At 46.1% G+C, this 518-nt stretch carries 1 rRNA gene; it reads right to left on the reverse strand.

Annotation, left to right across the window (positions count from 1 at the left end):
• A 23S ribosomal RNA gene (locus API01S_RS28630) occupies positions 1–281 on the reverse strand; the annotation flags it as partial.
• Between the last annotated feature and the right edge of the window lie 237 nt (positions 282–518).

Below are 518 nucleotides of genomic sequence, written 5' to 3' on the forward strand. Positions count from 1 at the left end.
CGCTAAAACGTAAAGGCTCTTCCGATTTCGCTCGCCACTACTTTCGGAATCTCGGTTGATTTCTTTTCCTCGAGCTACTGAGATGTTTCAGTTCACCCGGTTCGCTTCCACTAGCCTATGTATTCAGCTAGGGATACCGCATTGCTGCGGTGGGTTTCCCCATTCGGACATCTACGGATCAAAGCTTGTTTGCCAGCTCCCCGTAGCTTTTCGCAGGCTACTACGTCCTTCATCGCCTGTGATCGCCAAGGCATCCACCATATGCACTTAGTCGCTTGATCCTATAACGCTGTAGGCTATAGGACCTGAGTATTAGCGTTTGTGCCGTTCATAAGTTTCAAAGCAGTCTGAGGTTATTCACCTCAGTCTTGAGAACTTGGAACAAAATAATGCAATCACAACCCGTACTTATCTTCGTCGACTTGCGCCGAGTACTTGATAAGTACATTTCGTTGTGCTTCTTCCAGATTGTTAAAGAACGAATATAGCTGTTAGGTAAAACCTAACTCATAACGCTG

This window comes from Achromobacter piechaudii NBRC 102461 (assembly GCF_001571245.1).
GTDB classification, from domain to species: domain Bacteria; phylum Pseudomonadota; class Gammaproteobacteria; order Burkholderiales; family Burkholderiaceae_B; genus Achromobacter; species Achromobacter piechaudii.